The following is a 25401-nucleotide window of genomic DNA, read 5'->3' as shown; positions in this document are numbered from 1 at the left end:
CCCAGTGCTGTGCTTGACATCCTCCCCCTCTTAAAAGAGGGGGATTCCAACCCAGGCGGGTTGAGGTTCACGGGCGCTCGAACGGCCGGTGGCCGCTGTCACCCCTCCGGCACCGGCTGTTCGCCGGGGGCGGGGGATTCCGCCCTGTCCTGCCGCGACGTTGTGTGCTGCGTTCTCGTCCGCGTTGCAGGTGAAGCCGCAGGACACGCAGACGAAGTCGGCTTGGCTCTTGCGCGACTTCTTCTCGATCCATCCGCAGGCGCTGCACCGCAGACTCGTGTAAGGAGCGGGGACGTCCTCGACCCGGCCCGGCGCTTTGTGCTCCGTGCGCTGCCGGAGCAGGCCCCAGCCCTGGGCGAGGATGCCCCGGTTCAGCCCGGCCTTCTGCGCCACGTTGGTGCCGGGCTGCTCCACGGTTCCTTTCGCGGAGCGGTTCATGTTCTTGATGCTCAGCTTCTCGAACCGGATCACGTCATACGTCCTGGCGAGCAGGGTGCTGGTCTTCTCGCACCAGTCCTTGCGCCGGTTCGCCTCCCGGGCCTTGAGCTTGGCGGCCTTCGCATACGCGGAGGTCTTGCGCGCGCTGCCCTTCGATGCCGATGACCTTGCCCGTTGCGGGCGCGGGAGTCGGCTCGGGGATGACCGCGAACGCCGCATGCCACTGGCCGCTGCGGAAGGTGACCCGGAACGTCTTGGCGTCGGGAAGCTGCGCGCCCTTGCCCCTGGCGCTGAGGCGGAAGCGGACCCAGCCGCAGCCGGGCACCTTGACCTGCGCCCACCGGCGGTTGAGCTTCTGCACGACCACTGACCGGCCCATAACCTGCTTGCCGGTCTTCGCATTCAGCTTCGGGCTGCCGTCCGGCTCGTACTCGGGTACCCGGTCGATGCCGATGACCCGGAAGCCCTCGTGCCGGTACTTCCTGCGCCAGGTCGGCTCACCCGCGTTCCCGGCGGCCGGCCACTCGTTCTCCCGCCGCGCTTCGGTGAGCTGGCGGCACTGCTCCGCGAAGCCGGGCGCGTACTTGCGCCACCTGCGCCAGTGCGCATGCTGCTCGACAGCGAGGTTCCACACGTACCGGGCGTGTGCGCAGTGCAGCAGCATCTGCTCCGCCTGCTCGCGCGTCGGGTACATCCGAAACCGTGCCATGCCGCGAACCTAGCCTGTGCGTTCTTCAGCCGCGCACGCCATCGATCACTATCACCGTGTGAGTGATCGTTCTCGGCTGCCGCCCCGCCCCGCCCGGCCCCGCCCCGCTCCGCGGGAGCGGGCATTCACGCCGGCCCTGAAGGACCGGGCACCCTGCCGAGCAGTGGAAGCACAAGCGCCCGAGCTCGATCTCCGGGTAACGACGGTCTGCGGCTGTGCTGATCCGCGGTATCTGACGCGCGTGCGTCACGTGCGTCGCATAACTGGTGTGGCTTCCCAAACTCGATCTTCGGGAAGCCACACCCGTCAGGTTAGGCCGCCACGAACTGCGTCAGGATCGCCTGCACCTCGTAGATGTCGACGCCCTTGGTGAACGTCTTCTCGATCGGCGTCGCCGAGCCCGAGAGCCAGATCTTCAACTCGGCGTCCAGGTCGAAGGTGCCGGCGGTCTCCACCGCGAAGTGCGTGATGCTGCGGTAGGGGATGGAGTGATACTCCACCTTCTTGCCGGTGATGCCCTGCTTGTCGACCAGGATCAGACGGCGGTCGGTGAACAGGATGGTGTCGCGTATCAGCAGGTACGCGGCGTGAACCTGCTCACCGTGGCCCAGCAGCCGCGCGTAGTCCTGCTGCGCCTGCCCCTGGTCGATGGTGTGCGCGTTGCCGAAGAGCGCCATGGACGTATCCCCCCACTCAGTGGCTTGTCATGGTAAGGGGTCAGGTGTCGTACGAACCGTCCCAGGGCGCGCCGAACCCGAGGTGGTCGGGGTACAGCTCGGCCCAGGGCTCGCCCTCGTCCTCCCCGCTCACCAGGCCGAACAGCACGCCGTCGACGGTGAGTTGGAAGGGACGTATCGCGATGTCGGTGTACGTGCGCCGGGGGAGGCTGCGCAGCAGGGTCGCGAGGTGGGCGCGGGCGCGGGCGAGGACCGAGTCCGGGCCGTGCGGGGCGCGCTGCTGCTCGGCCCAGGTGCCCGCGCACCAGATCTCCGAGTCGCGGTACCTGCCCTCGGCGTCGAAGGTGTGCAGCACCGCGTAGAGACGTTTGTGCTCTTCCCAGCCGCGGTCGAGGTCGAAGTCCTTGGGGAAGGCGTACGTGACCGATCCCATGAACTGACCGTCCGCGTAACAGCCGATCGCCTCGGTACGGCCGTGCGGCTCGTAGGCGATCGGAATGACCTCAGGGACTGCCATGGCGGAAACCATACGATCGTGCGGGGGGACATGGTGGCGCCGGGGTGAGATCGATGCCAACCGGATGGACAACATCCCCGTGATGTCCCCGAGGTGGGCACAGATCAGTCAAGAAATCCACGGCGGTCCTGCCGATCTCCGTGACCACGAAGGATGCGGAAGCCCGGGAAGACCGCCTTCCCGGGCCCCGGTGCCGACTGCCGTGGGTGTCAGGCCGTCGGCTTCTCCTCCAGGCGGGGGAACAGGACCGCGCCCTTGGTGACCGTCGTGCCGGCCGGGAGCCTGCCCCACTCGCCGGACTCCTGGACCTTCTGGTCCGCGAGGGCGCCGAGGGAGGCCTGTGCGCCCAGGGAGTCCCAGAGCTTCTGGGAGGTCTGAGGCATGATCGGGTTCAGCAGGACGGCGACGGACCGCAGGGACTCCGCGGCCGTGTAGAGGATGGTGGCGAGGCGCGCCTTGCCCTCCGGTGAGTCGTCCTTGGCGACCTTCCAGGGCTCCTGCTCCGTGATGTAGCCGTTGACCTGCTTGATGAAGTCGAAGACCGCCAGGATGCCGCCCTGGAAGTCCAGCTCCTCGCCGATCTTCCGGTCGGCCTCCGCGACCGCCTTGGCCATGCCGGCGTGGACCGCCTTCTCCGCCTCGCCGTCGGCCGTGGCCGCCGGCAGCTCGCCGCCGAAGTACTTGCCGACCATCGCGGCGACGCGGGAGGCGAGGTTGCCGTAGTCGTTGGCCAGCTCGCTGGTGTAGCGGGCGGAGAAGTCCTCCCAGGAGAACGAGCCGTCCTGTCCGAACGCGATCGCGCGCAGGAAGTACCAGCGGTACGCGTCCACGCCGAAGTGCGAGGTCAGGTCCTGCGGCTTGATGCCGGTCAGGTTGGACTTGCTCATCTTCTCGCCGCCGACCATCAGCCAGCCGTTGGCCGCGATCTTGCCGGGCAGCGGCAGGCCGTTCGCCATCAGCATGGCCGGCCAGATGATCGCGTGGAAGCGGAGGATGTCCTTGCCGACGAGGTGGACGTCGGCCGGGAAGGTCGACTCGAACTTCTCCGGGTTCTCGTTGTAGCCGACCGCCGTGGCGTAGTTCAGCAGCGCGTCGATCCAGACGTAGATGACGTGCCCGTCGTCCCAGGGCACCGGAACGCCCCAGTCGAAGGTCGACCGCGAGATGGACAGGTCCTGAAGCCCCTGCCGTACGAAGTTCACGACCTCGTTGCGCGCGGACTCGGGCTGGATGAAGCCCGGGTTGGCCTCGTAGTGGGCGAGCAGCTTCTCGGCGTACTCGCTCAGCTTGAAGAAGTAGTTCTCCTCCTCGAGGAGCTCCACCGGCTTCTTGTGGATCGGGCACAGCTTCTGGCCCGCGTACTCGCCCTCGCCGTCGAGCAGCTCGCCGGGGAGCTTGTACTCCTCGCAGCCGACGCAGTACGGGCCCTCGTAGCTGTCCTTGTAGATCTCGCCCTTGTCGTAGAGATCCTGGACGAACTCCTGCACGCGGTCCGTGTGCCGCTTCTGCGTGGTGCGGATGAAATCGTCGTTCGCGATCTCCAGGTGCTCCCAGAGGGGCTTCCACGCCTCCTCGACGAGCTTGTCGCACCACTCCTGCGGGGACACTCCGTTGGCGTTCGCGGTGCGCATGATCTTCTGACCGTGCTCGTCCGTGCCGGTGAGGTACCACACCTTCTCGCCGCGCTGACGGTGCCAGCGCGTGAGCACGTCCCCTGCGACGGTCGTGTAGGCGTGGCCCAGGTGAGGAGCGTCGTTGACGTAATAAATGGGGGTGGAGACGTAGTACGCCTTTCCACCCTGCTTCTCGGATCCAGTGGCCGCCATGGTCGAAATCCTACTGGCCCTCTGAAGATCGACTCACACGCGTTTCGGGGGGTGGACGGGGGTGACGGGGGGTGGACGAGGTGGGGGACTCTGTCCGACTCTGTCCACCCCCTGGGGGTCACGGGCGCCAGTTCGCCAGGATGCCTTCGTAGACCTGCTGGTCGGTCAGCTCCAGCGGGGTCTCGCCGGCCAGGAAGAGGGACGTGTTGTCCCGCTTCAGCTTGCGGAGGTAGTCGAAGGCCTTCTGCTCGGGGTCGCCGAAGGCGACGAAGGAGAAGAACACGGAGGGGTGGTTCTTCGCGGCCTCCGTGAGGGCGTGGGTGGCGGGGGTCTTGGCGTCGGGGGCGCCGTCGGTCTGGAAGACCACCAGGGCGGGGGTGTCGGGGGCGGTCTTCTGGTGGTGGGTGATCACTTCGTCGACGGCCACGTGGTAGCTGGTACGGCCCATGCGGCCGAGGGCGGCGTGGAGCTCGTCGATCTTGTTCTCGTGGTCGGTGAGGGTCAGCTCGCCGGTGCCGTCGAGTTCGGTGGAGAAGAAAGCGACGTGGACCGTGGGGTCGGCGGACTCGGGGTCGAGGTGGGCGGCGAGGGCGAGGGTCTGCTCGGCGAGGGCCTGGGCGGAGCCGTCCTTGTAGTACGGGCGCATGGAGGCGGAGCGGTCGAGGACGAGGTAGACCTTGGCGTGGGTGCCGGTGAGGTTCTGCTGGTGCAGGGCGGTTCGGGCGGCGTTGTAGGCGGTGAGGAGGCCTGGGGGGAGGGTGGGGGTGGGGGTGGGGGCGGGGGTGACTGCGGCCCCGACCTCGGCCTCGGCTTCGCCTTCGGCCTCGGTGTCGTTCCCACCCGCACCACCCGTGCGGGTCTCGTCGTCGACTGCGGGTGCCTCCTGTGGGGCGCCTTCACCGTCGGCGGCTACCGGCTCGGGGGTGGCCACGGGTTCGGAGTCGGCCACGGACTCGGTCTCGGCGGCGGGCTCGGGCTCGGCGGCGGGCTCGGGCGCCGTGGCGGTGGCGGGTGCGGTGGTGGTGTCGGGCGCCGTGGCGGTCTCGGGCTCGGGCTCGGCGGCGGGCTCCGGCTCGGGGGTGACCTCTACGGCGGGCTCCGGCTCGGGGGTGACCTCCACGACGGGCTCCGCCTCAGCGGCGGGCTCGGACTCGGCGGACGCCTCGGGCTGGGCGGATGCCTCGGGCTCGGGGGTCGCGTCCGGCGTGACCTCGGCGATCGGCTCCGACTCGGCAGTCGTCCCCTCCGCAGCCGCGACCGGCGCGGGCTCCTCCACCGCCGGCTCGGGCGCCGCCTCCTCGGCCACGCCCGGCGTCTCGGCAGCCGGGGCTTCGGCAGCGGGCGTCTCGGTGACCGTCTCCTCAGCGACGGGCGTCTCGGTGACGGGTTCGACCGCAGCCGACTCGTCAGCGGCGGACGTCTCCGCAACGGGCTCGACCGCGGCCACCTCATCAGCGGCGGACGCGTCGGCAGCCGGCTCCTCAACAGCGGTCGTCTTCTCGACCACCGACGTCTCGACCACCGGCGTCTCGGCAGCCGGCGTCTCGCCCACCGACGTCCCGGCGACGGGCGTCTCGGCCACCGGCTCATCGGCAACCAGCTCAGCCGCAGTCGGCTCCTCAACCGAAGTCGGCTCCTCAGCCGTACTCGCCCCCGAATCAGCCGCAACCGTCCCCGGAACCGGCTCCTCGGCCCTCGCCTCCGCCGGCTTCGCCGGCTTGGGGACCGTCACGTTGTCGAAGGCGGCCGAGACCAGCTCATGCTCGTCCTCGTCCTTCTCTGCCCCGCCCGCTGCCTTATCCGTCTTGTTCGCGGGCTGCGCCGCCGGCTCGGCCCCCTCGGCCTCCTCCGAGCCGCGAGGCTGCGCCCCTCGCGCCGCCGAGCTGCGCGGCTCCGGTACCTGGGCGGTGGCCGTCGGCTGGGGTTCGGGGGACGGAGAAGGAACCGTCGGCTGCGGTTCCGGCGAAGGAGTCGCACCCTCTGCTTCGGCGGTACGCCCCTTGCGTGACCGGCCGAACGCGTTCCGCAGGAGAGTCAGAATGCCCATGTGCGCAACCCTTCGCGTGAGTTATGCCCGTCGATCCCTGGCCAGGACGGACACGTAAGGTTAGCGGTCCCGCGTGGCGATCTTGGGGAGGGGCGGGCACAGGAGTCACGCTGCGTCAAGGGTGCATCGCGCCGTAGTCAGCCCGCGCGGCCAACTCCCCGACGGACTCCTCCAGTTCACCTGTCGTTCATCATTCGGCCCCGCTTCCGCACACGCGTGCCCCTAACGTCCCCCACGCTGCACACGACGGGAAGCAAGGGGAGTACACAGCGACATGCGCATTCAGCTGCCGATCATCAGAGTCAACGGTGGGTCGCATCCCGGTGGGCGGTCAGCTCTGACCTGCCGCAACCGGTGCGGCGACGCCTGTTTCCACGAGGCGCCCAACACCACCACCAACGAATACGTCGGTGACGTCATCGCGGGCGCCCTCAGCCGCCGTTCCGTGATGCGTGCCGCCGCCGTCGTCACCGCAGCCACCGCGGCCGGTGCCGCCACCGTCGCCGCCGCCCCGCAGGCCGACGCCGCGGCCGCCGACACCTGGTGGCACAAGCCGGGCGGCGACGGTGCGCGTGGACTGCGATTCGCTCCCGTCGCGCCCAACACCGAGGACGCCGTCGTCGTCCCCCAGGGCTACGAGCAGAACGTCGTCATCCGCTGGGGCGACCCCATCCTGCCCGGTGCCCCCGAGTTCGACCCGGACAACCAGACGGCGAAGGCGCAGGCCGGCCAGTTCGGGTACAACAACGACTTCCTCGCCCTGCTTCCGCTCCCGGGTGAGTGGAACCGCCAGATCCTGGTCGCGAACCACGAGTACACCAGCGAGGACATGATGTTCCGGGGCTACGACCCCGAGAACCCGACCCGCGAGCAGGTCGAGATCGCCTGGGCGGCGCACGGCCTGGCCGCCGTCGTGGTCGAGGAGGACCGCCGTACCGGCAAGCTCACCGCCGTGCGGCGCCACCGCCTCAACCGGCGCGTCACCGCCACCACCGAGTTCGAGGTCACCGGTCCCGCCGCCGGGTCCGACCTCCTCAAGACCTCCGCCGACCCGACCGGCACCAAGGTCCTGGGCACCCTCAACAACTGCGCCGGCGGCGAGACCCCCTGGGGCACCACGCTGCACGGCGAGGAGAACTTCAACCAGTACTTCGCCAACGGCAGCCGGGACACGGACGCGCGCTACGGCATCGGCAGCGGCGCCTCCGGGCGCAAGTGGGAGCGTTTCGACAAGCGGTTCGACATCGCCCAGGAGCCCAACGAGCCGCACCGCCACGGCTACGTCGTCGAGTTCGACCCGTACAACCCGGACTCCACGCCGCGCAAGCACACCGCGCTCGGCCGCTTCAAGCACGAGGGCGCGACCGTGCGGCTCACGTACGACGGCCGTCCCGTCGTCTACTCCGGCGACGACGAGCGCTTCGACTACTTCTACAAGTTCGTCGGCAGCAAGCGGATGAAGCACGGTCACAGCCGCGCCGTCCGCGAGCACAACTTCTCCCTCCTCGACGAGGGCACGCTGTACGTCGCCAAGCTCACCGGCGACTCCCCGGCCATCGAGATCGACGGCACCGGCAAGCTGCCGAGCGACGGCGAGTTCGACGGCAGCGGTGAGTGGATTCCGCTGGCCACCGCCACCGCCAAGGGCGCCGTCTCGCATGTCGAGGGGATGACGGCCGAGGAGGTCTTCGTCTTCACGCGCCTCGCCGGTGACAAGGTGGGCGCCACCAAGATGGACCGGCCCGAGGACGTCGAGCCCAACCCGGTCACCGGCAAGGTCTACATCGCGCTCACCAACAACTCCCGCCGCGGCACCGCCGGCAACGCCCCCGTCGACGAGGCCAACCCGCGCATCGGCAACAAGCACGGCCAGGTCCTGGAGCTGACCGAGCGCTGGAACCGCGCCGACAGCACCAAGTTCGCCTGGACGCTGTTCCTCGTCGCGGGCGACCCGGAGGACCCGGCGACCTACTTCGCGGGCTTCCCGAAGGACCAGGTCAGCCCGATCTCCTGCCCGGACAACGTCGCCTTCGACGACTACGGCAACCTGTGGATCTCCACCGACGGCAACGCCCTCGGCTCGAACGACGGTTTGTTCGGCGTTCCGGTCAAGGGCGGCCGGCGCGGTGAGCTGAAGCAGTTCCTGACCGTGCCGCTCGGCGCCGAGACCTGCGGCCCGATCATCCAGGACCGCCGTGTCGTCGTCGCCGTCCAGCACCCGGGCGAGGTCGACGGCGCGTCCGCCGACAACCCGGTCAGCACCTTCCCCGACGGCCCCGGCAAGGCGGTCCGCCCGTCCGTCGTCGCCGTGTGGCGCAAGGACGGCCGCCGCATCGGCTGCTGACAGCGGTCGCCGACCGCTACGGGAGTGCTGGGACCGGCGGCTGCCGCTCGCCGTCGCGTTCCAGCCACTCCCGGTACATCGGCGCCTGCCGCGCCGCCTCCCGGTACGCCTCCTCCAGCGCGGGATAGACATCGTCCAGGTCCGTCTCCGTACGGGCCGCGAGGAGCAGGCGTACGCCGAGGGGGTCGCCGTGCAGGCGCCGTACCGCCATCGTGGGGCTGTCGGCGTGGGTCGGCTGGCAGACGGCGACCACCTCGCCGGTGGCGACCAGGGCGTCGGCCGTGTAGTAGTCGCCGTGCAGGACGTGCGGGTTGACGCCGGCCGCGCGGAACATCCGCTGCACGGCGTCCCACTCGCCGTCGACGGTCGGGTCCACCATCCAGCGGTCTTCCGCCAGGTCACGCAGGTGGACCTCCGATTTCACCGCCGCCGGGTGGTCGGTGGGCAGCGACACGAACTGCGGCTCGCGCTCCATCAACACGCGTAGCCGGAGTTCGGGCGGGATACGCAGCGGACAGCCCTCCACCTCGTGCACGAAGGCGACGTCGAGCTGGCCGTCGGCGACCATGCGGAGCAGGGCGTTCGGGGAGACGTTCATATGGAGCGTCGGGTCCTGGCCGTGGCCGCGCAGCCTGCGCAGCCAGCCCGCGAGGGCCTTGCTCGCCGTCGAGCCGATCCGCAGCTCCGCGCCGCCCACCGCGGCCGCCCTCGCCTCGGTGACAAGCGCACGCATATCAGCCACCAGCGGACGGGCGCGGCTGAGGACCAGACGGCCCAGCGGGGTGGGGCGGCAGCCGGTTCTCGCGCGCACGAACAGCGCGCCGCCCAGCTCCTGCTCGATCCGCCGCAGTTGGGTGCTGAGCGAGGGCTGGGCGACGCCCAGTTGGCGCGCGGCCCGGTGCAGACTGCCGGTGTCGGCTATGGCGCACAGGGCGCGCAGATGTCTGACCTCGAGCTCCATGCCAGGGGAGATTAAAACGGAATCAGGGCTTTCACCAGACGCACAAATCCTCCCTGATACCTGTGAATTGGGGCCCCGATAGGGCCGGGCTATCGCCGATTGCCATCATCACAGCGGCCATACAGGCGTCGACACTCGCCTTGACGACTCACCCCCCACCTAGGAGTCATCGATGCGCATGTCCTTTGCTCTGTCCGCCCGTTCGCTGACAGCGGTCGGTCTCGGCGTCGCGGCGCTCGGCTTCGGCACGGTCGCCCCGGCGACCGCGGCCCCGGCCCAGGTCCAGGCCGGTTACGACGTCAAGTCCGCCGAATCCGACTCCAGCCGGGCCTTCTTCGAGGCCGTGCTGAAGTCGGTCGCCGAGAAGCGCGCGGCGAACCCGAGCCTCGCGGCCGTCACGGTCACCTACGACGCGTCCGCCGCACCGCAGTTCAGCGAGCAGATAGCCCGCAGCACCCAGATATGGAACAGCGCGGTGTCCAACGTCAAGCTCCAGGAGGGGTCGAACGCCGACTTCACCTACCGTGAGGGCAACGACCCGCGTGGCTCGTACGCCTCCACGGACGGGCACGGCAACGGGTACATCTTCCTCGACTACCAGCAGAACCAGGAGTACGACTCGACTCGCGTCACCGCGCACGAGACGGGACACGTCCTCGGGCTGCCGGACCACTACGAGGGGCCGTGCAGCGAGCTGATGTCGGGCGGCGGTCCGGGTCCGTCCTGCACGAACGCGCAGCCGGACGCGAATGAGCGGGCCCGCGTGGACCAGCTCTGGGCCAACGGGTTCGCCGCGGCGATGGACAAGGCGCTGCACAAGGCCGCCCGCCAGTAACGCCGGCACCGTCAAGACCCACCCCCCACATGGCGCGGTCGCCCTCCTGCACAGGGCGGCCGCGCCTATTTGTCTGGACGGTTCGCCCAATAGCTCGGGGGCTTCTTCTTGTGGGCGGCTGCGGGTTGTCTGTGGTTGGTCGCGCAGTTCCCCGCGCCCCTTGAGGGCGCTTTCAGTGCGGGGACGCGATTGATCTTGCCGCTGCCACCTCTTGGCGTAGGGGCTCCAGGACGCTGGTCGGCGGGCCCGTCAGGTCGGTGCGGACCGGGTATGGGGTCTCGGTCCTGCGTACTCCCTCCGCCAGTTCCCTGAGCTGGCGTACGACCTGGGTCACCTCGGCGGTGGACGGCGGGGTGGCCCCGTGGCGTACCCGTACCCTTGCCGCGGTCGTCGCGTCCACGATGCGCTCCACCGCCACTACCAGGGGCCACCACGCGGCCGCCTTCCGGCCGGTGGGCGGGGGTTCGGTCAGGGCGCGTTGGAATTCCGTGCGGATGGCCGAGAGGTCGCGGTAGAGGCGGCGGCGCATGCGGGCGCGGGCCGGTGGGTCCACGGCGTTCGGGCCGAAGGCGCTCTCGACGTAGTGCGCGGTGCCGTCCACGGCGTCCGCGAGACGGTCGCCGACACGGGTGTGCCAGCTCTCCGGCCACAGCAGATACCCGGCGACGAGGGCGATCGCGCAGCCCATGAGGGAGTCGACGAGGCGGGGCAGCAGCAGGGCGGTGCCCTGGCGGTTCAGTACGTCCGACACGAGCAGGATGACCGGGGTGATGGCGGCCGTCTGGTAGCCGTATCCGCGCGGGGTGAGCGCCGGGACGAGCGGTGCGAGCAGGAGCAGTACCGGTACGTCCCACCAGCCGCGCGGCACCTCCGCCAGCACCGCCGCCGCGACCACCAGGCCGGCGACGGTGCCGAGCGCGCGCAGCAGGGCGCGGGAGAAGACCGAGCCGAAGTCGGGCTTGAGGACGAAGGTGATGGTGAGGGCGACCCAGTAGGAGCGGGGGACCGGGACGATCGACACCAGGGTCTGGGCCAGGCCGATGCACAGGGCGAGGCGCAGGCCGTAGCGCCAGGAGGCGGCGGAGAGGGTGACGCCGCGCAGCGCACGGGCGGCGCGGGTGTTCAGGGCCGCGGGGCGGCCGAGGCGGTCGTCGATGCCGCGGGGGTCGACGTCGGGGGTGGTGACGACCTCGGCGGCGTGGCGCAGGGCGTGGTCGACGGCGCGGGCGGTCTCGGTGGTGGGGGTGGGGAGCTTCAGGCCTATGGGCCCCGGGTAGCCGGTCTCGACGGCGGAGGCGAGGTGGCGTACCGCCTGCGGGACCTCGGGCGGGAGCGGGGCGCCGGTGAGATGGGCGGCGGGGGCGGCCTCGACGACCGGGGTGATGGCGTTCAACTGGGCCACCAGGCGGGCCAGTTCGGGGCTGCGGCCGTGGTGGGTGGCGCGGTGGGCGAGGACGGTGTCGTACGACTGGTTCAGGGACCGGGTGACGGCGTGCCGAGCGTCGTCGTACGCCTGGGTGCCGCCGCCGACGGCCGTCAGCAGGCCGGCGACCGTCCGGTAGGTGTCGGCGACCGCCGTCCGCTCCGGCACCCCCGACCTCAGCGGCCAGGCCAGCAGAGCCAGGACCAGGACGAGCAGCCCGCCGCCGGACATCAGCAGCGGCGCCAGCCACCACTCGCCCGGCATCGGCAGACCCGCGCCGACCACGCAGGTCAGCAACAGCACCAGCCCCGCCGCGGAGGCGACCGCGCCGATCGTCGAGATCATCCCGGAGACCAGCGCGACGCCGGTGACGGCGGCGACGGCGACCCAGCCGTGGCCGTGGACCAGGACGCCGAGGGTGACGCCGACGGCGCCGAAGAGCTGCGGGACGGCGATGGTGGGGATGCGGACGCGGTAGGCGGCGGCGGTGTCGCTGATGACGCCGTTGAGGGCGCCCATGGAGGCGAGGGCGCCGTAGGAGGGGCGGCCGGCCGCGAGGCCGATGGCCAAGGGGAGGGCCATCGCGACGGCGGCGCGGATCACGGCAGGCCGGTTGACGGGGGCCGGCTGGGCCCGGAGGTTCCGCACGAGCCAGTCGGGAGGTGTGAGACCGATGGGGAGCTCGCGGGACATGAGCCCCATTATGGGCACTCTTGTTCTTCTATGAGCCCCCTTGTTCCTCCCCCGCTCAGCTCATCGTCGCTGGTGAAGCGTGAGGTCGGTGACGAGGGCGCGGTGGTCGGTGTCGGCCAGGTCGAGGAAGCGGGCGGCGCGGACCGAGAAGTCCGCGGAGAGCAGCACGTGGTCGATCTGCACGCCGAACGCCGGTGCCGTGCGGGCCGGCCAGCTCACCGTGCGGTCGTGGCCGGCGAGCCGGGCGGCGTCCTGCAGACCGGTGTCCAGGATGCGGCGGAAGGCGGCGTGGTCCTGGGAGGCGTTGAAGTCCCCGGCGACGACGAGGGGTGTGCGCCGGTCCTCGGCGGCGAAGTCCCGCAGCTCACCCAGCTCCCGCCGCCACCGGTCGGTCCGGCCGGGCAGCGGCGGCATGGGGTGCGCGAGCTGGAGCCGTACGGCGTGCCCGCGTACGTCGGCGACGGCGCCGGGCATGGCCATGGTGCCGGCGACTTCCTCGGCGGGGTCGAGCGGGAAGCGGCTGAGCACGACCGACCCCTCCGAACCGCCGGCCACCCGGGCCGCCCGGTGCGGATACTCGCCGCCGAGGGCCTTCTTGAGCTTGCCGTCGCAGGTGAACTCGCACTCCTGCACGAACACGATGTCGGGCCGCTCGCGGCGGACGGCGGCGACGAGGGCGTCGGTCGCGTGCCCGAACTCGACGTTCGAGGTCATCACCCGGAACGAGACCAGCGGCGCCCCGCCCGGCTCGGTGCTCTTCCCGTACGGCTCGATGAACCAGGCCAGCAGCCCGAGCAGCGCGAGCGCCCACACGGCACCGAACCACCAGCGCGAGAGCACGGCGATGAGCAGCCCGAAGCCGGCCGGCACGAGCAGCCACGGCAGAAAGGCCAGGAGCTGGGGAACCGGGGTGACCCCGTCGACGCCGGCGACCCGGCAGCCGACGACCACACTGACCCCCAGGAACAGCAGCCCGGCCCCCCAGGCACCGCCCCGCCGCCGGGCCCGCCCCCCGGCGGCACCGTCCGGCGGCATCGTCCACTCGGCAGCCACAGTCTCCAAGTCCCGACCTTCCACTCGCGGGTGGGATGCCCGAATCCTCCCTCAAAGACGGGGGGTGTGGGGGGAAGGTTGCGCGGGAGGGGTCCGGCGATGCCCGGCTGGGGGAAGGCCGTCCGGGGTGTGTCCCGGATATCGGGTAACTCCCTGCGCGGCCACAGAGATTGGGGAATCCTGGGTGGCCGTGACCGAAAATTTGAGCGAAACGATTCTCTCGACGGGCTCGACGCGAAGGATCTGCGACGGCCCGTGCTGCCTTCCGGATGGCATTGCCTGGGGCTGGTCCAGCACCTCGCGCTGGATGTGGAGCGGTTCTGGTTCCGCGCGGTCGTCGCCGGGGACGAGGAGGTCATCCGCGGTCTGACGAGCGGCGACGAAGCGTGGAAGGTGGCCCCGGAAGTGCCGGCCACCGACGTGCTCGACCTATACCGGCAGGAGGCGGAACTCGCCGATGACGTCATCACCGCGACCCCTGCCGACGCCACATTGACCTGGTGGCCCCACGACCAGTTCGGTGAACCGCACCTGCACACCCTGCGCGACGTCCTGCTGCATGTCATCACCGAGACCGCGTGCCACGCCGGCCACCTCGACGCAGCCCGAGAGCTGATCGACGGCCGCCGCTGGCTGGTCCTGACCTAGCAATCCCGGTCCGGCTGTCACCAAGGGATGTGTGACGACACCAATCGCACTGGAGTGCTAGACGTCGACCCTGGCCAGCAACGCCCCCAACGCCTCGTTGAACTCCTCCGCCCGCTCCAGGTTCGGCATATGCGCCGCGCCCTCGATCACCCGGAGGGTCGAGTCCGGGAGGGCCGTGTGCATCGCCTCCGCGTCCGGTACTGGGGTGTAGGTGTCGTCGGCGCCCACGACGACCAGGGCGGGGACCGTGACGCGGGTCAGCAGGGCGCGGTAGTCGGGGCGTTCGGCGCGGCCGCGCAGGGCCGCCGCGGCGCCCTCGGGCGGGGTGGCCGTCATCATGCGGTGGACGTGGGCCTTGACCTCGGCGGTCGCGTACGGCGCGACCATCTTCTCCAGTACTTCGTCGGCGTATCCGCGCATGCCCTCGCGCAGCAGCCGGTCCGCCATGGCGTTCCGTGTCCGCTTGCCGTCCTGCGTCTCGGCCGCCGGGAAGGTGTCGGCGAGGACCAGGCCGCGGATGCGGTCGGGGAAGCGGGCGTAGCACTCCATGACGATCTGGCCGCCCATCGACAGGCCCGCCAGCACACAGGTCGCCACCTTGAGGTCGTCGAGCAGGGTCTCGATGTCCTCGGCGAAGGCGGCGAGCGGGGTGATGCCGGGGACGACCGGGGAGGCGCCGTAGCCGCGCAGGTCGGGGGCCACGACCCGGCGGGTGGCGGAGAACTTCTCGATCTGCGGGTTCCACATCGTGCGGTCGAAGGGGTGGCCGTGGACGAGGACAAGGGGGACTGAAGGGAGATCAGCGCCTTTGTCCTCGTATGCGAGGAAGGGGCTCATGCCGACGACCCTAGGACCGCCCAACTCCTCGGTGCAATAAAATCTTTGCCCTCGGTGCAATGTCGGGGAGGGGCTGTGGAGGGGGTGGGCTTGTGAGTGACTTTCGGCGTATCGCCGATCGCATCGCCGACGACATCGCCGCGGGGCGGCTCAAGCCGGGCCAACGGCTGCCTCCGCAGCGGGTGTTCGCGCGGCGGCGCGGGATCGCCGGGTCCACCGCGGGGCGGGTGTACGCCGAGCTCGTGCGGCGTGGGCTGGTCGTCGGGGAGGTCGGTCGCGGGACCTTCGTGCGGGCCGCTCCGGAGGGAGGCGGGCGGGCCCTCGTCGAGGCGGCGACCGCGGCGCCGGTCAACCTGGAACTCAACTACCCGTCGGTGCCGGGTGAGTCGGAGCTTCTCGCGTCCGGGCTCGCGCCGCTTCTGCGCCCCGACGTTCTCGCGGATGCCCTGCGCCCGGTCCCTGCCACCGGCACCCCCGAGGCCCGGCGGGCGGTGGCCGGCTTGCTCGCCACCGGGGGCTGGCAGCCCGACCCCGACCGGCTGCTGTTCACCGGCAACGCCCGCCAGGCCGTCGCCGCCATCCTCGCCTCCCTGGTCCGGCCGGGCGGCCGGGTCGGCGTCGAGGCGCTGACGTATCCCGTGGTCAAGGAGATCGCCGCCCGGCTCGGCATCACCCTGGTGCCGCTGGCCACGGACGAGGAGGGCCCACTCGCGCAGTCCGTCGCCGCCGCCCACCGCACCGCTGCCCTGGCCGCGCTGTACCTCCAGCCGACCCTGCACAACCCGACCTCGGTCACGACCGGTCCCGAGCGGCGGCGCGAGCTCGCGCGCACCGCGCTCGATCTGAACATCCCCGTCGTGGAGGACCGCATCTGGTCGTTCCTCACCGATGACGATCCCCTCGCCGTCCATGCGCCCGGGCTCGTCCATGTCGTCGACGGTCTCTCCAAGCGGGTCGCGCCCGGACTGACCGTGGGCTTCGTCGCCGTGCCGGACGGGCGGGTGGAGCCGGTGGCCGAGGCCGTGCGGTCCGGTGGGTGGAGTGCCGGGCGGTTCGCGGTGGAGGCCGCCGTGCGGTGGATCGGGGAGGGGGTGGTGGAGCGGCTGGTCGGGGCGAAGCGGGCTGATGCGCGGGGGCGGCAGCGGGTGGTGGCCGAGGAGCTGCGGGGCTTTGTCGTACGGTCCGATCCGCGCGCCTGTTTCGCCTGGTGGGAGCTGCCCGCGCCGTGGCGGGCCGACACCTTCACGGCCGCCGCGGCCGCGCACGGCATCGCGGTGACGCCCGGTCCCGCCTTCACCGTCGACCCCAACCGCACGCCGGACGCGGTCAGACTCGGCCTCGCGTCCGCTCCCGAGCCGGATCTGCGGAGGGCGCTGCGGACGCTCGCCCGTGTTGCGCGAGAGGTTCTGTGACCGGGCGGACGGAGGGCGTGGTCAGGGTTGTCGTCATACTCGGGCTCGGGGCTGGTCGGGTGCCGGGTCCGCGGTGGGTGCCGCCCCGGACGCTCGTCGGCGTTGTGCGAAGTACTCCGTGACCCGGCAGATCAGGGCCACCGCCATGCCGAGGGTGAAGAGGAGCCAGGACACCGTGCGCAGGGTCGCGGTCAGGGCGTCGTAGATCGCGCCCGCCGCCGGGCGGTGGGCCGCATCCGGCAGGTCGGCCAGGGTGAGCCGGCGGCCGATCACCACCGCCAGGGCCAGGAACGCGCCCCCGAGCGCCGTGCCCAGGGCGGTCGCCATGACCGCGCGGCGGCGGCACGCGGCGATGGCGATACCGGTGACGGCGAGCACGGCGCCCGCGACGGGCAGCCAGAATCCGGCGACTTCGAGCACGTGGTAACCCTTTCTGAGCCGGTTCAGTTCATCGGCCGCGAGGACGTCGACCTCGGCGTGTGCGACCGGGAGGCGGTGTGCGAGCGAAGCGAGATGGGGGTCCCCCCGGCCGGAGGCTGGGGGAGGGACGTGGTCGGCCGTGAGGCGGTGCTTGACCTGGGCGGTGATCGGTGCCAGGTCGACGGTGACCGCGCGCTCGCGCTCGTCCCGCAAGGCGCGCAGCACGGCGCTGTGCAGCTCCCGGTTGCCCGTGTTCCACGCCGTGCGGAAGGCCTCGGTGCGGGTGAAGGAGCGGACCGCGTCGTCCACGAAGGGGCGCACCGGGGCGGACGATCCGGCCGGCCGGTCGTCGACCACCCGCAGCACCCCGGCCTCCACGGCGTCCGCGACCGCGCCCCGCACCGCCGGATCGGTGGCGAGCGGCGCCATCGTCGTGACGTATCTGCCGGTGTCGGCCAGCCCGTGGACCACCCAGGCCGCGAGCACGCCGAACGGCACGAGGAGGCACGACAGGGCGATCAGCGCTGCCGACAGGGCGTTCCGCAGACGGGTGGGCACCCGTTCAGGCAACGGTCACGGGGGCCGGGGTGCCAGCGGGGTGCCTGCAGACGGCGGCACGGCGTCGCTCTCCGGTGGAGGGTTCACCCGAACGGGTGTCTCATGGATCAGGAGGGGGTGAGGAGGGCCGGCCGCCGGGCCACGTGGGTGGGTGAAAAGGGGATGAAGGGGGATGGGTCGGCCCCGGCGCCGTGTGGGCGAGCGACCGGGGCCGAACCGTGGGCGCGTGTAGGTGTACGTGTGTGTGCGGCCTTCAGGCGGTACGGCGGCCCTGGGCGTCCTCGTGCGTGTAATAGCGGTAGAACAGCACGGCGAAGAAGGCGGCGCCGATCACCAGCCCCATGATCGCGGAGCGCAGCACCGTCTTGTCGGTCTGTTCGTAGAGGAAACCGAACGCGCTGCCCGCGAAGGCGGACCACAGGATCGCGTGCACCTCGCGGATCGTGCGCGAGGCGACCCAGCGCACGGCGACGTAGAGCACCATGAACGCGGCCGCCGTGACGAAGCCGAAGAGCAGGTTCCAGCCGGTGATCTCACCGCCGGAGCGCCGGTTCGCCGCGGCCCAGTAGCCGTAGACCAGCCCGAGGACGACCGGTACGGCCACACTCGCGACGCGGTGCGTCCGCTCGCTGAACACATCGGGCAGGGCGCCCCTGTCGGCCGCCGTACCCGTCCCGGGAGCCCGTCCGCCGGGCGCGGGTGCCGCATGAGCCATGAGAGCACTCCTCTCTCCTCGCCCCCGCCCTCCAGGGCACACCTGGGGCGGCCGCCAGGCAAGTCGACGGCAGGTGTCGATTCCGTCGCATCACTGGTGAGGTGACACCGGTGTCACTGGTGATACGACGCCCGGGTACCCGGATGCGGCGCGGCGAACGCCGTGTTTCGCTGAGGGCCATGAGGGCGGTCAGCGACGGGGCGACCGGGCTGAAGGGCGACGCGGAGCGGCCGGAGCTGCTGCGGGTACGTGGCCGGAGCGTCGCCTGGGTGCCGCCGCTGGTGCTGCTCGTCGGCATCGTGCTCGTCGACTTCAGGACCAGCGAGGACTTCCGGATCCTGTCCTGGATCGTGCTGGTGCCCGGTATCGCCGCCGCGATCTGCGGGGTGTGGGGCACGGCCTTCTTCGCGGTGCTCGCGCCCGCCACCTACCTCGCCGCGGACGCCGTCCTGCCGCACGAGTACCAGGCCGGCCTGCCCGACCTCATCCTCGCCGGCATGGGCGGGGTGCTGGCCACGCTGGCCTGTGTGGTCCGGGTGCGCGGCGAGCGGCGCATGCTGCACATGCAGGACGTCGCCGCCACCATCCGCCGCACCGTGCTGCGCCCGCTGCCGCCGGGCTGGGGCGGCCTGGAGCACGCGGCCGTCTATCTCGCCGCCGACAGCGAGGCGAGGGTCGGCGGCGACTTCTACGACATCCAGGCCGGCCGGTACGGCACCCGCGTCATCCTCGGCGACGTCCAGGGCAAGGGGCTGGGCGCGGTGGAGGCGGCGGCCGCGCTGCTCGGCACCTTCCGCGAGGCCGGCTACCACGAACCGGAGCTCGCGACGGTCGCCGAACTGCTGGAGGTGCGGATGCGGCGGCACTGCCGGATGCGGGTGGCCCTCGGCCGGGAGGACGGCGACCGGTTCGCCACCGCCGTGCTGATCGGCTTCCCCGACGGAGACCGGGACGGCGGGGACCGGGACGTGGTGGACGCCGTCGTCCTCGGCCACGAAGGCCCGCTGATCGTCGGCCCCGGCGGGGTACGGTCCCTGCCGCCCGCCCACGGCCTGCCCCTCGGCTTGGCGGAGCTCGCCCCCGCCGACGGCCCGCCGCCCGTGCTCCGCGTGCCGCTGCGCCCCGGAGAGACCCTGCTGCTGACCACGGACGGCGTGACCGAGGCCCGGGACGGCGCCGGCGACTTCTACCCGCTCGCCGCCGACGTCGCCGAGGCCGTCGCCGCCGACCCGGAGATCGCGTGGCCCCCGCGGCTGGTCGCGTTCGTACGGGAGCGCACGCTGCGGCACTGCGGCGGGCGGCTGGCCGATGACACGACGGTGTTCGCGGTACGGCGGAGAAGTGGCGTGGGGAATGCGGGGAATGGGGACGGAAACGGACGTTCGCAGGCCTGAGATCCCCCCTTTGCACCCGCAGCGGTTACGGTGCTGCCGTACGTGATCGACGGGGGATGGGGAGGGACCGATGCCCGGAACCGTGCTGCTGCTCGCCGCCGCACCGGTGGGCAGGGGCTGTCTGGTGGACGCCGCCTCCGTGCTCCCCGTCCTGGCCGCGGTCCCGCCCGCGGTGCTGTCCGGCACGGACACGGCGAACGTCGTCGAACTCGCCGACCCGCTGGAGCCGCAGGCCGTCCTGACCCGCCTGCGCGCCGCCGCGGCCGCCCCCGCCCCGCTCACCGTCTTCGTCACCGGCCAGCTCCACCTGGACCGCCGCCAGCACCTGCCCCACCTCGCCCTGGCCCGCTCCACGCCGGCCACGGTCCGCTACACCGGGTTCCCCTGGCACTGGTTCCGCGAGGAACTGCGCCTGCGCGCGCCGGGCTCGACGGCTCTGCTCGTCGATCTGCACGCCGACGCGGAGACCTGGGAGTGGCTGCGCGCCAACCCCCTCGACTCAGGCCGCAACAGCACGGTCTACGGCCGTGTCGCCCCGCCGCCGAACCGCCGTACGGTGGCGGTCCCGGCGTACATGAAGGCGGTCGGGACCCTCTTGCGCAGCGGCCACCGCCCACCTCTGGACCAACTGCACCAGATGGCCCTGGCGCGGATCGCGCCCGAGGCCGGGGCGGGCACCGACATCGTGCTGACCGCGCAGCACCCCGTACAGAAGCCCGCGCAGCACCCCGTACAGAAACTCCCGCCGATCCCCGAGCAGAGCCCCGCCCCGAGTACCCCGCCCATGCCCGTGCAGAGCCCCACGCAGAGCACCACTCCGCCACCCCCTGCGCCGAGCAGCGTGCCGAGTGACGCGCACGCGGCCATCACCGCCGCCGTCGAGTCCGGCCGGCACGGCGAGGCCGACGCCCTGGCCGCCCACCACGAGCAGACCGCCCTGCGCACCCATGGCCCCGCCTCCGAAGAGGCCCTGCACTGGATCGAGGTCCGCGCGGATCTGGCGATGATGGCGGGGGACCCGGTGCGCAGTTGCCGCTCCTGGCTGACGGTCGCCTCCGCCCGGCTCTCCGCCGGACAGTCCCCGGAGGCGCCCGCCGTGGAGGCCGCGGTCGACCGCGCCCACCACCAGTGGGGACAGATCCGCGACGCGGCGCTCGCGCGGGAACTGGGGCCCACCTTGGCGGAGCTGCGGGCCCGCGTCCCCGGCCGGCGGAAGGGCGCCCTGGAGAGCGTTCACCGGCAGTTGCGGCAACTGCAGGTCAGCGGGTGACGGAGACCGCCGTGCCTCGTGCGGTGTGGCGTCAGTAGTGGTAGCGGGCCTGGGCGATCTCCACCGCCCCGTCCTTGACCCGGTACACCAGGCGGTGTTCGTCCGTGATCCTCCGGGACCACCAGCCCGACAGGATTTCCTTCAGCGGTTCGGGCTTTCCCGCACCCTCGAAGGGCGTCCGCTGGATCTCCTTGACCAGGCGGTTGATCCTCTTGAGGATCTTCGGATCGGCTGTCGCCCAGTACGTGTACTGCTCCCAGGAATGGCTGGAGAAGACGACCTTCATACGGTGGACCCCTCAGCGTCCTCCGTGTCGATCAGATCCCTTGCCTGGCCCTGACCGGCGTCAAGTTCCGCGACGGACTCCATGAGCAGCCGTGCGTTACGCGGCGAGCGCAGCAGATAGACCGTTTCCTGCCAGGCACGGAAGTCCTCGGCGGACATGATCACGACATCGCCGTGCTCGCGGGAGGTGACCTCTATGGGTTCGTGGTCTTCGTTGACCCGCCGGATCAGCGGATAGAAGCGCTGCCGGGCCTCGTTCGCCGAGATCGACATCGGACTGACCTCCGAGCGTTTCCGAATAATGCGGCTAGTCGTACGGCTTTACCGTACCAGTGTGGAACCGCCCCCGGCGGGGCAGTGGGAAGTGTCCCGCCGGGGGCGGCTCGGGTGCGGGCCCGTGTCAGAACGCGGGCACCTCGCCGGGCCGGGCCTTGTTGATGTTGCTGACGAGGTTGTTGGTCAGCGGGAAGTTGGCCCTGCCCCACTGGGAGTTCCACAGGGCGTCGCGCGGCGTCTTGGCCATGTTCTCCATGGTGACCAGGGCCGGGGTGTCCCACTGGTTGCCCGGGCCCCAGGCCTCCGTGTCCTCGCCCCACTTGGCGAAGCGGAAGGCGTGCGTGCTCGCGCCGTCCTTGTGGTAGACGATCTTGACGTGGTTGCCGTCCATCGGCACCTCGTTGATCGGGTGGGTGCTGTAGCCGCCGTGCCGGGACGCGGCCAGGTAACGGGGGCGCTCCTCGCCCTGCTTCTGGAAGACCACGACGGACTCCCAGTCGTGGCGGTGCCCGAAGGCGTCGGCGCCGTTGAGCGTCTGGTCCTTCTCGAAGTACAGCGCGTAGACGTAGGCGCACCAGCCGTTCGCGCACCGGGACTGCGAGTACGTGTTGGCTCTGCCGAGGTGGCCGTCCCGGCAGTCGCCGGTGATCGGGCCGGTGGGCTTGAGGCCGCCGTTGAGGTGTCCGCCCGCGTCCACCGCCGCCGCGGGGAAGCAGCCGTCCCCGTCGTAGTCGAACCGCGGCATGTACTTGTTCTGGAAGGTGCTCGCGTTCCACGGCAGCGGGTTCAGGACGCCGGCGCTGGCACTGCCCGTCAGACCGACGGTCAGCGCGGCGGCGCTGCCCAGGACGAGGGCGGCCTTGGCGATACGGGACCGCCGGCGGGGCTTCGCTGTCTGCGACATGTGGGTGCTCCAGTGGTGGCTGGTTCTGCCGGGATTCCGGCGGGACGAGACCGAGACTGGAGTGCGGGGAGTTGATTGGCGGCATGTTCTGAACAGGGCGATCAATCGTCCTGGGCATTTCGGGGGGATATTCCTCGTGGCGTCAACATCCGTTCCCTTCGCGCGGTTTGCCGTTCACCTCGCCTTCTCCTGCCGCCTTCACGCCACACTCGAACCAGACGGTCTTGCCGGGCCGGTCGGTCAGCGGGACCCACCCCCACCGATCCGTGACGGCCTCGACAATCCCCACTCCGCGCCCACCCTCCGCGAGTTCGTCCACAGCTGTGGACAACGGCGGGCACGGGCTCGCGTCGGTGACCTCGATGCGCAGTCCCCGCTCCTCCGGCAGCCGCAGGATCAGCACCGCGGCACGCCGGTCGGGGCAGTGGCGTACGACGTTGGCGATCAGCTCGGTGAGGGCGAGGGACGCCGCGTCGTACAGGTCGTCCATCTCCCAGGCGGCGAGATACAGGCGGAGGATGCGGCGCAGGTGCCGGGCGGAGTGCTCACCGAGAGTGAAACCGGTGCCGTAACGGGCGCCAAGTCCTTCCTCGTGAGAGGCAGTTACGCGATTCATGTCACCAGCGTGGAGTCATGTGATTACGCTCGGCCACAGACCGAAACGAACGCCGCGCCGCGTTCTGACCTGGGGGTGACCGCCGCATGCCCAACATCCGCAAACTCGACCCCACCGCCTCGCCGCTGGACTACTTCGGCTCCGAGCTGCGCCGGTACCGGGAATCGGCGGGGATGTCCCAGGGCGACCTGGGCGACTGCATCTTCTGCACCGGCTCCCTGGTGGGCCAGATCGAGACCGCCCACAAGGTGCCGACCAGGGAGTTCGCGGAACGGGCGGATGCGGCGCTGTTGACGGACGGGTGTTTTTCGAGGCTGGTGGGGTTGGTTTTGCGGACCCAACTGCCGACCTGGTTTCAGCCGTTCGCGGACATGGAAGCGAAGGCGACGTACATCTCGACGTACCAGTGTCAGTTGATATACGGGCTTCTCCAGACGCGGGAGTACGCGGAGGCGCTGCTGAGCTTCGACCATCCGGACAAGGTCGAGGAGATGGTCGCGGCCCGCATGGACCGGCAGCGCGTACTGAAGCGGGAGCAACCGCCCGCGGTGTGGGTCATCCTGGACGAGTCGGCGCTCTTGCAGACTGTGGGCAGCCGCCTGGTGATGCGCAAGCAACTCGCCCACCTGTTGAGCTTCCGGGACGATCCTTGGGTGCACATCCAGGTGCTGCCGTTCGACGTGGGCCCCCACGCGGGGATGATGGGTTCGTTCACCCTTCTGCGTTTCGACGACGACCCCGACATTCACTACAGCGAGAGCTATGACCAGGGGCACATGACCGCCAACCCGCAGGTAATCAGGGAGCGTTCGGTCGGTTACGCTCGCTTGCAGGCCGCCGCCCTCTCGCCGAGGGACTCGGCCGACCTGATCGCCCGCGTAATGGAGGAACGCTATGGAGACCGGCCAGCAGCTGAAGGCAGCAGCGTGGCGTAAGTCCAGCTACAGCGGCACCAGCGGCGGCGAATGCGTCGAGGTCGCCCACCTCACCCCCCACATCGCCGTCCGCGACTCCAAGAACCCCGAGGTCGGCACCCTCACCCTCTCGCCGGAGGCGTACGTCGCCTTCGTGAGCCACGTCGGGCGCTGACGGCCACGCCAGAAGCCGCCGGCGGACGGGGGGAGTGTCCGCCGGCGGCTGTCTGCCCCTCGGGGGGATGAGGGGCACGGGTCCAAGACTGGCAGCCGGAGAGTTGATCGGCAGCCCGTCCGATCAGGGCAATCAATCCCTCGGTGGTGAGCGCCCGCGTCCTGAACCCGGCCAAGAGCCACCTACGCCCTGCGCCCCGCCCCGAGCCCGCTGACCCGCCGGGAACAGGAAGACGCCGCGCTGGTGGCCAAGGGCATGAGCAACCGGCACTACCCCCTGGACCTACCGGGGGCCGGTGCCGGTGCCCGGAGGAACACCGCTGCCCCGGCGGGATGGGCGCCGGGGCAGCGGTCGGGCGGTGGATCAGACTCCTGTGGGGGTCAGCGGCCCTTCGACGTGTGCAGGACGTAGTCGGCGTACATGATCGCCGTGAGGATGCGGAAGGGCACCGACTCGCCGAACTGGCCTGAGCGGTAGCCCCACAGGGGACTCGGGTCGACGTAGCCCGGCGCGTGGTTGCGGAGCAGGTCGTTGAACCGGCGGCTCAGGGCGTCCCACGAGTTCTCCTGCTCGACGAAGTCCCTGGGGAGGCGCAACTCGCCGCCGTCCATGACCATGCCGATGTCACGGCCGATCGGCCGGAACCGGGCCGCTTCCGCGACGAACTGCGTCATGACGAGGAACGCGCGTGCCATCTGCCTGGGGTCCCTGGCGTTGTAGAGGTCCCAGACCGCCGTGTTGACGTTCTCCCTGCTGAACGTGATGTCCGTACGGGCGGTGTTCGCGGCCCTCTGGAGGCTGTCGTAGCCCTCCCCGGCTCCGGGGAGCTGCCACGTGCTGTCGGCCGCCAGCCACCCTTGGGTCGTCCACCGCCCGGACTCGCTGCCCGGCGGCGGCAGCGGCCGCCCGTTGCGGTCAGTCCCCCGCGAGCCGACGTAGTTGTAGACGTTGCTGCCCGTCCACCAGCCCATGATGTACATGTCCGAGCGGCGGATGTTCAGACGCACGAACGTGTCACTGCCCCACGCCTGGACGTCCACCTGGAAGAAGCTGGAGCTACTGGGATCGGTGTGGGCGACTTCGGAAGTGGTTCTCGGCACGTCGCTGCTGCCGCTTGCGGCTCGGTCGGCTACCGCGTCGAGGAAGCGTTCGTACGCATCTTGTCCGGCGGTCTCTGATCCGCCGATGCCGATCTGGTAGGTGGGGTTGCCGTCGGCGGCGTATGCCTTCGACGCGTTTCCGAGCGGACCGAGCAGAGTGAGGAACAGCGCGCCAAGGACGGCGGCGATGACGGACGAAGTCAGCCTCTTGTGTCTGCTGAGTGGGGACGGACCGGCGACGAGGTCGGTGCTCATATGCGTCTTTCGTTCGGGTCGAAGGGAAGGAACTGCCCGCAGCCCGCCCCCGTACCATCGGCGGCGTTCGCGGCCTTGCTCCCTCGACGCTCGCAACCG

General features: G+C 70.9%; 24 protein-coding genes. 8 read left to right on the top strand and 16 right to left on the bottom strand.

Translation table 11 applies throughout. The annotated features are described in order from the left end of the window. Positions 1 to 30: 30 nt before the first annotated feature. The 5 genes from ACP4J3_RS35200 to ACP4J3_RS35180 all read right to left on the bottom strand — a co-directional run bounded on the left by ACP4J3_RS35200 (position 31) and on the right by ACP4J3_RS35180 (position 6214). Entirely contained in the window at positions 31 to 657 is a 627-nt protein-coding gene (locus tag ACP4J3_RS35200; RefSeq protein ID WP_426540370.1) for an RNA-guided endonuclease InsQ/TnpB family protein, read from the bottom strand. Between the two features lie 801 nt (positions 658 to 1458). Further along, entirely contained in the window at positions 1459 to 1824 is a 366-nt protein-coding gene (locus ACP4J3_RS35195) for a PH domain-containing protein (RefSeq protein ID WP_426540369.1), read from the bottom strand. 40 nt (positions 1825 to 1864) lie between these two features. Beyond that, complete coding sequence (locus ACP4J3_RS35190) at positions 1865 to 2341, bottom strand: hypothetical protein (RefSeq protein WP_426540368.1); 477 nt, start codon at positions 2339 to 2341, stop codon at positions 1865 to 1867. A gap of 209 nt (positions 2342 to 2550) precedes the next feature. Continuing rightward, positions 2551 to 4167: a methionine--tRNA ligase gene (metG, locus tag ACP4J3_RS35185; RefSeq protein ID WP_426540367.1), complete on the bottom strand. Its 1617-nt coding sequence runs from the start codon at positions 4165 to 4167 to the stop codon at positions 2551 to 2553. 118 nt (positions 4168 to 4285) lie between these two features. Beyond that, positions 4286 to 6214 (bottom strand): VWA domain-containing protein, encoded by a 1929-nt coding sequence (locus ACP4J3_RS35180; protein WP_426540366.1) that lies wholly within the window; start codon positions 6212 to 6214, stop codon positions 4286 to 4288. Positions 6215 to 6488: 274 nt separating this feature from the next. Here ACP4J3_RS35180 and ACP4J3_RS35175 point away from each other — a divergent pair, with 274 nt between their 5' ends. After that, on the top strand, positions 6489 to 8558 hold the full coding sequence (locus ACP4J3_RS35175; RefSeq protein WP_426540365.1) for a PhoX family protein: 2070 nt from the start codon (positions 6489 to 6491) through the stop codon (positions 8556 to 8558). A 16-nt stretch (positions 8559 to 8574) separates the two neighbouring features. Here the strand turns inward: ACP4J3_RS35175 and ACP4J3_RS35170 are convergent, their stop codons facing one another. Continuing rightward, a complete protein-coding gene (locus ACP4J3_RS35170; RefSeq protein ID WP_426540364.1) occupies positions 8575 to 9519 on the bottom strand; it encodes a LysR family transcriptional regulator in 945 nt (314 codons plus the stop codon). 172 nt (positions 9520 to 9691) lie between these two features. Between ACP4J3_RS35170 and snpA the strand changes: the two genes are divergently transcribed. Further along, the gene (gene snpA / locus ACP4J3_RS35165; RefSeq protein ID WP_426540363.1) at positions 9692 to 10354 is read left to right on the top strand and encodes a snapalysin; all 663 of its coding nucleotides are present in this window, start codon (positions 9692 to 9694) and stop codon (positions 10352 to 10354) included. A 172-nt stretch (positions 10355 to 10526) separates the two neighbouring features. Here the strand turns inward: snpA and ACP4J3_RS35160 are convergent, their stop codons facing one another. Together ACP4J3_RS35160 and ACP4J3_RS35155 are read right to left on the bottom strand one after the other, a co-directional pair. Next, a complete protein-coding gene (locus tag ACP4J3_RS35160; RefSeq protein WP_426540362.1) occupies positions 10527 to 12470 on the bottom strand; it encodes an FUSC family protein in 1944 nt (647 codons plus the stop codon). 60 nt (positions 12471 to 12530) lie between these two features. Next, a complete protein-coding gene (locus tag ACP4J3_RS35155; protein WP_426540361.1) occupies positions 12531 to 13532 on the bottom strand; it encodes an endonuclease/exonuclease/phosphatase family protein in 1002 nt (333 codons plus the stop codon). Between the two features lie 90 nt (positions 13533 to 13622). Here ACP4J3_RS35155 and ACP4J3_RS35150 point away from each other — a divergent pair, with 90 nt between their 5' ends. Then, complete coding sequence (locus tag ACP4J3_RS35150) at positions 13623 to 14171, top strand: DinB family protein (RefSeq protein WP_426540360.1); 549 nt, start codon at positions 13623 to 13625, stop codon at positions 14169 to 14171. A 57-nt stretch (positions 14172 to 14228) separates the two neighbouring features. On the opposite strand, the gene ACP4J3_RS35145 is transcribed toward ACP4J3_RS35150, so the two are convergent. Next, positions 14229 to 15008: an alpha/beta fold hydrolase gene (locus ACP4J3_RS35145; RefSeq protein ID WP_426540359.1), complete on the bottom strand. Its 780-nt coding sequence runs from the start codon at positions 15006 to 15008 to the stop codon at positions 14229 to 14231. 92 nt (positions 15009 to 15100) lie between these two features. Between ACP4J3_RS35145 and ACP4J3_RS35140 the strand changes: the two genes are divergently transcribed. Then, a complete protein-coding gene (locus ACP4J3_RS35140; protein WP_426540358.1) occupies positions 15101 to 16420 on the top strand; it encodes a PLP-dependent aminotransferase family protein in 1320 nt (439 codons plus the stop codon). 33 nt (positions 16421 to 16453) lie between these two features. On the opposite strand, the gene ACP4J3_RS35135 is transcribed toward ACP4J3_RS35140, so the two are convergent. Then, the gene (locus ACP4J3_RS35135; RefSeq protein ID WP_426540357.1) at positions 16454 to 17398 is read right to left on the bottom strand and encodes a hypothetical protein; all 945 of its coding nucleotides are present in this window, start codon (positions 17396 to 17398) and stop codon (positions 16454 to 16456) included. Between the two features lie 253 nt (positions 17399 to 17651). After that, positions 17652 to 18113 carry a hypothetical protein gene (locus ACP4J3_RS35130; RefSeq protein ID WP_426540356.1) on the bottom strand — a complete coding sequence of 154 codons (462 nt, stop codon included), beginning with the start codon at positions 18111 to 18113 and terminating at the stop codon, positions 17652 to 17654. A gap of 179 nt (positions 18114 to 18292) precedes the next feature. Between ACP4J3_RS35130 and ACP4J3_RS35125 the strand changes: the two genes are divergently transcribed. Together ACP4J3_RS35125 and ACP4J3_RS35120 are read left to right on the top strand one after the other, a co-directional pair. Beyond that, positions 18293 to 19507 carry a PP2C family protein-serine/threonine phosphatase gene (locus ACP4J3_RS35125; protein ID WP_426540355.1) on the top strand — a complete coding sequence of 405 codons (1215 nt, stop codon included), beginning with the start codon at positions 18293 to 18295 and terminating at the stop codon, positions 19505 to 19507. Positions 19508 to 19577: 70 nt separating this feature from the next. Further along, positions 19578 to 20777 carry a hypothetical protein gene (locus tag ACP4J3_RS35120; RefSeq protein ID WP_426540354.1) on the top strand — a complete coding sequence of 400 codons (1200 nt, stop codon included), beginning with the start codon at positions 19578 to 19580 and terminating at the stop codon, positions 20775 to 20777. Between the two features lie 31 nt (positions 20778 to 20808). Here the strand turns inward: ACP4J3_RS35120 and ACP4J3_RS35115 are convergent, their stop codons facing one another. The 4 genes from ACP4J3_RS35115 to ACP4J3_RS35100 all read right to left on the bottom strand — a co-directional run bounded on the left by ACP4J3_RS35115 (position 20809) and on the right by ACP4J3_RS35100 (position 22858). Next, on the bottom strand, positions 20809 to 21063 hold the full coding sequence (locus tag ACP4J3_RS35115; protein WP_426540353.1) for a Txe/YoeB family addiction module toxin: 255 nt from the start codon (positions 21061 to 21063) through the stop codon (positions 20809 to 20811). Then, entirely contained in the window at positions 21060 to 21335 is a 276-nt protein-coding gene (locus ACP4J3_RS35110; protein ID WP_426540352.1) for a type II toxin-antitoxin system Phd/YefM family antitoxin, read from the bottom strand. Before ACP4J3_RS35110 ends, ACP4J3_RS35115 begins: the two co-directional genes overlap by 4 nt. A 127-nt stretch (positions 21336 to 21462) precedes the next feature. Continuing rightward, the gene (locus ACP4J3_RS35105) at positions 21463 to 22242 is read right to left on the bottom strand and encodes an NPP1 family protein (protein ID WP_426540351.1); all 780 of its coding nucleotides are present in this window, start codon (positions 22240 to 22242) and stop codon (positions 21463 to 21465) included. Between the two features lie 142 nt (positions 22243 to 22384). Next, positions 22385 to 22858 carry an ATP-binding protein gene (locus ACP4J3_RS35100; protein WP_426540350.1) on the bottom strand — a complete coding sequence of 158 codons (474 nt, stop codon included), beginning with the start codon at positions 22856 to 22858 and terminating at the stop codon, positions 22385 to 22387. Between the two features lie 86 nt (positions 22859 to 22944). On the opposite strand from ACP4J3_RS35100, the gene ACP4J3_RS35095 reads away from it, so the two are divergent. Then, the gene (locus ACP4J3_RS35095; RefSeq protein ID WP_426540349.1) at positions 22945 to 23793 is read left to right on the top strand and encodes a helix-turn-helix domain-containing protein; all 849 of its coding nucleotides are present in this window, start codon (positions 22945 to 22947) and stop codon (positions 23791 to 23793) included. Further along, the gene (locus ACP4J3_RS35090) at positions 23753 to 23947 is read left to right on the top strand and encodes a DUF397 domain-containing protein (protein ID WP_426540348.1); all 195 of its coding nucleotides are present in this window, start codon (positions 23753 to 23755) and stop codon (positions 23945 to 23947) included. Before ACP4J3_RS35095 ends, ACP4J3_RS35090 begins: the two co-directional genes overlap by 41 nt. Positions 23948 to 24327: 380 nt before the next feature. Here ACP4J3_RS35090 and ACP4J3_RS35085 read toward each other — a convergent pair whose 3' ends face one another. Continuing rightward, positions 24328 to 25302 (bottom strand): ribosome-inactivating family protein, encoded by a 975-nt coding sequence (locus tag ACP4J3_RS35085; protein WP_426540347.1) that lies wholly within the window; start codon positions 25300 to 25302, stop codon positions 24328 to 24330. Positions 25303 to 25401: the final 99 nt, after the last annotated feature.

The sequence above is a fragment of the Streptomyces sp. UG1 genome, from assembly GCF_049974585.1.
Taxonomy (GTDB): domain Bacteria; phylum Actinomycetota; class Actinomycetes; order Streptomycetales; family Streptomycetaceae; genus Streptomyces.
Note: the sequence above shows the minus strand (reverse complement) of the source record. Positions and strands in the feature narration are given on the sequence as shown.

Coding starts and splice junctions, on each gene's coding strand:
- ACP4J3_RS35160 (WP_426540362.1), bottom strand. CDS start 12,470: ATGTCCCGCGAGCTCCCCATCGGTCTCACACCTCCCGACTGGCTCGTG.
- ACP4J3_RS35095 (WP_426540349.1), top strand. CDS start 22,945: ATGCCCAACATCCGCAAACTCGACCCCACCGCCTCGCCGCTGGACTAC.
- ACP4J3_RS35110 (WP_426540352.1), bottom strand. CDS start 21,335: ATGTCGATCTCGGCGAACGAGGCCCGGCAGCGCTTCTATCCGCTGATC.
- ACP4J3_RS35195 (WP_426540369.1), bottom strand. CDS start 1,824: ATGGCGCTCTTCGGCAACGCGCACACCATCGACCAGGGGCAGGCGCAG.
- ACP4J3_RS35115 (WP_426540353.1), bottom strand. CDS start 21,063: ATGAAGGTCGTCTTCTCCAGCCATTCCTGGGAGCAGTACACGTACTGG.
- ACP4J3_RS35130 (WP_426540356.1), bottom strand. CDS start 18,113: ATGGCTCATGCGGCACCCGCGCCCGGCGGACGGGCTCCCGGGACGGGT.
- ACP4J3_RS35180 (WP_426540366.1), bottom strand. CDS start 6,214: ATGGGCATTCTGACTCTCCTGCGGAACGCGTTCGGCCGGTCACGCAAG.
- snpA (WP_426540363.1), top strand. CDS start 9,692: ATGCGCATGTCCTTTGCTCTGTCCGCCCGTTCGCTGACAGCGGTCGGT.
- ACP4J3_RS35175 (WP_426540365.1), top strand. CDS start 6,489: ATGCGCATTCAGCTGCCGATCATCAGAGTCAACGGTGGGTCGCATCCC.
- ACP4J3_RS35125 (WP_426540355.1), top strand. CDS start 18,293: ATGAGGGCGGTCAGCGACGGGGCGACCGGGCTGAAGGGCGACGCGGAG.
- ACP4J3_RS35100 (WP_426540350.1), bottom strand. CDS start 22,858: ATGAATCGCGTAACTGCCTCTCACGAGGAAGGACTTGGCGCCCGTTAC.
- ACP4J3_RS35090 (WP_426540348.1), top strand. CDS start 23,753: ATGGAGACCGGCCAGCAGCTGAAGGCAGCAGCGTGGCGTAAGTCCAGC.
- ACP4J3_RS35150 (WP_426540360.1), top strand. CDS start 13,623: ATGCCCGGCTGGGGGAAGGCCGTCCGGGGTGTGTCCCGGATATCGGGT.
- ACP4J3_RS35200 (WP_426540370.1), bottom strand. CDS start 657: ATGCGGCGTTCGCGGTCATCCCCGAGCCGACTCCCGCGCCCGCAACGG.
- ACP4J3_RS35190 (WP_426540368.1), bottom strand. CDS start 2,341: ATGGCAGTCCCTGAGGTCATTCCGATCGCCTACGAGCCGCACGGCCGT.
- ACP4J3_RS35145 (WP_426540359.1), bottom strand. CDS start 15,008: ATGAGCCCCTTCCTCGCATACGAGGACAAAGGCGCTGATCTCCCTTCA.
- ACP4J3_RS35105 (WP_426540351.1), bottom strand. CDS start 22,242: ATGTCGCAGACAGCGAAGCCCCGCCGGCGGTCCCGTATCGCCAAGGCC.
- ACP4J3_RS35170 (WP_426540364.1), bottom strand. CDS start 9,519: ATGGAGCTCGAGGTCAGACATCTGCGCGCCCTGTGCGCCATAGCCGAC.
- metG (WP_426540367.1), bottom strand. CDS start 4,167: ATGGCGGCCACTGGATCCGAGAAGCAGGGTGGAAAGGCGTACTACGTC.
- ACP4J3_RS35120 (WP_426540354.1), top strand. CDS start 19,578: ATGCCCGGAACCGTGCTGCTGCTCGCCGCCGCACCGGTGGGCAGGGGC.
- ACP4J3_RS35085 (WP_426540347.1), bottom strand. CDS start 25,302: ATGAGCACCGACCTCGTCGCCGGTCCGTCCCCACTCAGCAGACACAAG.